Source organism: Streptomyces sp. DI166 (assembly GCF_900091315.1).
In the GTDB taxonomy this organism is placed as follows: domain Bacteria; phylum Actinomycetota; class Actinomycetes; order Streptomycetales; family Streptomycetaceae; genus Streptomyces; species Streptomyces fuscus.
In genome coordinates this window covers 1-3,854 of sequence record NZ_FLSP01000204.1, presented here as the reverse complement: position 1 = coordinate 3,854, position 3,854 = coordinate 1, and the positions used below count along the sequence as shown (strand labels likewise).

Sequence of the window (3,854 nt, the reverse complement as noted above, 5' to 3'; positions counted from 1 at the left end):
AGGGGCCACAGCCCCGCCGCCGAGAACACCGTGCCGCCGGTCGTCTGCCCTGCCCAGCGCGCGGTCAGCGCGTTGACCGCGCGCACCGTCGCATGAGAGACCCGCATTCCGCCCCCGCCCGCACGCGCTTACCATGCGCGTGCGTTCCCTCGTACCCCGTCGTAGGCCCTGACCGGCCCTGTCGTCCCGAACCAGGAGCACGGTACTCGTGTCCATACCCCCGCCGCCCCAGCAGCCGTACGGAGCCCAGGGGCCCGCGGGACCCCAGGGGCCCTACCCCCCGCCGGGCCCGTACGCCCCGTACCCGTACCACCCCTACGGGCCCTACGGCCGCCCCGCGCCCGTCAACGGCGTCGCCATCGCCGCCCTGGTCCTCGGCATCCTGTGCTTCCTGCCCGCGGTCGGCCTGGTCCTCGGTCTGGTGGCGCTGGCGCAGATCAGGAAGAAGGGCGAGCGCGGCCGGGGCATGGCGATCGCGGGGTCCGTGCTGTCCTCGGTGGGGCTGGCGCTGTGGACGGTGAGCCTGGCCACCGGGTTCGCCTCCGACGTCTGGGACGGCCTGAAGGGTGCCGCGACCGGCGAGGGCACCGCCTACGCGCTCGCCGAGGGCGACTGCTTCGACACCCCGTCCGGCTCCCTGGTGGGCGTCGCCTACGACGTGACCGAGGTGCCCTGCTCCGGCCGCCATCACGGCGAGGTGTTCGCCGTGATCGAGCTGCCCGGAGGACGGTTCCCGGGTGAGGACTCGGTGACCGAGACCGCCGAGGACAAGTGCTACACGCTTGAGGCCGAGTACGCCATGGACCCCTGGGCCGTACCGGACGACGTGGAGGTGTACTACCTGATGCCGTCCGGCGACACCTGGCGCCTGGGCGACCGGGAGATCACCTGCCTGTTCGGCAGCAGCGAGGACGGCGCTGCCCTGACCGGCTCGCTGCGCAGCGACGAGAGCACCCTCGACGCCGACCAAGTGGCCTTCCTCAAGGCCATGAACACCGTTGACGACGTGCTCTACGAAGAGCCGCTGGAGTACCCCGACCTGTCCGACAACCGGGACTGGGCGAAGGACGTCGAGGCCGTGCACGCCGAGCAGATCGAGGCACTGGAGGGCCACCGCTTCGGGGCCGACGCCGACGAAGCCGTCGCCGACCTGGTCGCGGACATGAAGGACGCCCGCGCGGCCTGGGCGAAGGCGGCGAAGGCCGACGACCTGGACGCCTGGTTCGCGCACTACGACACGGCCTACGAGTACGTCGACGGCCCCACCACGGTCACCGCGCGCAAGGCTCTGGGCCTGGCCACCACGGTGCCGTCCTACGAGGACGAGTACGACGGCGGCGAGGAGGTGCCCGGCGGCGGCGAACTCGATGTGTGAGCGCCGCCATAGCGGGGAGAAAGTGCCTGCGTAAAGCCTTCACGGGGCACAAGTCATCACATCGAGTGATTCTCTGGCCTTTGCTTGCACGGCACAACCCACGGTTGCCAGGCTGTTGCTGTCTGTACAACCTGATGGGAGCGGCCAGTGACATTCGGTGAGCAGCCGGCGTACCTGCGTGTCGCGGGTGATCTCCGCAAGAAGATCGTCGACGGCTCGCTGCCACCGCACACCCGTCTCCCCTCGCAGGCCCGCATCCGCGAGGAGTACGGCGTCTCCGACACCGTCGCCCTGGAGGCGCGCAAGGTGCTGATGGCCGAAGGGCTGGTCGAGGGCCGCTCCGGCTCCGGGACCTATGTGCGCGAGCGGCCGGTGCCCCGCCGTATCGCCCGCTCCGGCTTCCGCCCCTCCGGCGGCGCCACGCCGTTCAGGCAGGAGCAGGCCGACGCCGAGGCGCGCGGCACCTGGGAGTCCAGCAGCGCGCAGGCCGAGGCGAGCGTGGCGGTCGCCGAGCGGCTCGGCGTCAAGCCGGGCGACCGGGTCATGTGCACCAAGTACCTGTTCCGTGAGGCGGGGGAGGCGATGATGCTCTCCACCTCCTGGGAACCCCTCGCGGTCACCGGCCGCACCCCCGTGATGCTCCCCGAGGAGGGCCCCCTCGGCGGCATGGGCGTCGTCGAGCGGATGCGCGCCATCGACGTCATCGTGGACAACGTCACCGAGGAGGTCGGCGCCCGCCCCGGCCTCGCCGAGGAACTCCAGGCACTGGGCGGCGTCCCGGGCCATGTCGTCATCGTCATCCAGCGCACCTACTACGCCTCGGGGCGCCCCGTGGAGACCGCCGACGTGGTCATTCCCGCCGACCGCTACCGGGTCGCCTACCACCTCCCAGTGAAGTAGCGCACAACCCCGGCGCAGTTGTCCCCGACGCCGGCTCAACCACGGCCCCCTCGGCGGGGGTTGGAATCTGGTCGTTCTCGCAGGTCGTCCGCGATGTTGCCGGTATGCCGCTGACCGGATGCATCAGCGTGTGCCGACGGCGCATTCGATGACGTGCGCCCCCTGCGTCCTGGCCGGTTGCGTACCTCTTTGTGAAAAGGCGTATTCGCTGCGTAAAGGTTAGGCGTAGGCTCGGGCATATGCGGATTGCGGTTTCCTTATCGGGTGGGGCACGGCACAGGCCGCGGGCACGATGCGGGGCCGGGGCGGGAAGGAGCGGTGGGGCGCGATGAACGACAGCACGATCACTCTTCCCTGGCTCGTCATACGGCAGGACGACAACGGCAATCGCTACCGCGTGGGCCGGTACGCGACACGGGCCGAGGCCCAGAAGATCGCGGACAGCCTCGACTCCCGCGGGCACAAACAGCTCTACTGGGTCGAGCGGATCGGCCAGGCGGGCGGCGAGTGACCTCCTCCGGGCCTTCGTCGGACCTCCGCTAGGCTCCGCCGGGTGACCGAATCGATCGTGGTGGTGGGGGCGGCCCTGCTGGACGAGGGGCGCCTGCTCGCCGCCCGCCGCAGCGCGCCCGCGGATCTGGCCGGGCGCTGGGAACTGCCCGGCGGCAAGGTCGAACCCGGCGAGGCCCCGGAGGCGGCGCTGGTCCGCGAGCTGCGCGAGGAACTCGGCGTCGAGGCGGAGCCGCTGGAGCGCGTACCGGGTCAGTGGCCGCTGCGCTCCCCGTACGTCCTCCGGGTCTGGCTGACCCGCCTCCTGCCCGGCTCCCCGGTGCCCGAGCCGCTGGAGGACCACGACGAACTCCGCTGGCTGACCCACGCGGACCTGTGGGACGTGGACTGGCTCCCGCAGGACGTCCCGGCGGTACGGGCCGTTGAGGAGCACCTGCGCGCGCCCATGAAGTAGGCGTGCGTCATCCCGGCGTGCGTCGTTCCGGCGTGCCTCGTCGTGGCGTGCCTCGTCCCGGCGTGCGTCGCCCTGGCCCGCGTCGCCCCGGCGTACGCCACCCCCGCGTGCGCCCATTCGTGCCACTGCGCGCCCTCCTTCGCGATACGGCGCGGTAAATATCGGGTATGTCTTCATTAACCCCACAAAAAAGGACACCGCTGCCCGGGAAGTGATCGGTGTGATCGACACCGAAGGCGACTGCGCCGAGTGGACCTTCTCCGCCGAGCCCGGTGCCGTCCGCGCCGCCCGCGCCGCCGTCCGTGAACGCCTGCACCACTGGGGCCTGGACAGCCTCGCCGACATCGCCGCCCTGCTGGTCAGCGAACTCGTCACCAACGCCCTGCGGCACGCCACCGGCCCCATCGGCGTCCGCCTGGTGCGCCCCGTCCACCCGGGCGAGGCCCTGCTGGTCGAGGTCTCCGACCCCATCCCCGACCTCCCGCGCGAACGTGTCGCCCACCCCGAGGACGAGAGCGGCCGCGGCCTCCAACTCGTCGCGCACACCTCCAGCCGCTGGGGCACCCGCCCCGGGACCACCGGGAAGACGGTCTGGTTCGAACTCGCCGTGCCCTG

Annotated in this window: 5 protein-coding genes; all 5 read left to right on the top strand. The window is 71.5% G+C overall.

Annotated elements, in window-relative coordinates; genetic code table 11:
* Positions 1-208: 208 nt before the first annotated feature.
* A complete protein-coding gene (locus GA0115233_RS39665) occupies positions 209-1,375 on the top strand; it encodes a DUF4190 domain-containing protein (RefSeq protein ID WP_093725616.1) in 1,167 nt (388 codons plus the stop codon).
* 147 nt (positions 1,376-1,522) lie between these two features.
* The gene (locus tag GA0115233_RS39660) at positions 1,523-2,275 is read left to right on the top strand and encodes a GntR family transcriptional regulator (protein ID WP_093725614.1); all 753 of its coding nucleotides are present in this window, start codon (positions 1,523-1,525) and stop codon (positions 2,273-2,275) included.
* Positions 2,276-2,603: 328 nt separating this feature from the next.
* Entirely contained in the window at positions 2,604-2,786 is a 183-nt protein-coding gene (locus GA0115233_RS39655) for an SPOR domain-containing protein (protein ID WP_093725612.1), read from the top strand.
* A gap of 42 nt (positions 2,787-2,828) precedes the next feature.
* The gene (locus tag GA0115233_RS39650; RefSeq protein ID WP_093725610.1) at positions 2,829-3,239 is read left to right on the top strand and encodes a (deoxy)nucleoside triphosphate pyrophosphohydrolase; all 411 of its coding nucleotides are present in this window, start codon (positions 2,829-2,831) and stop codon (positions 3,237-3,239) included.
* Between the two features lie 211 nt (positions 3,240-3,450).
* The coding region (locus tag GA0115233_RS39645) for an ATP-binding protein (protein WP_176712119.1) at positions 3,451-3,854 on the top strand (404 nt) is incomplete at its 3' end.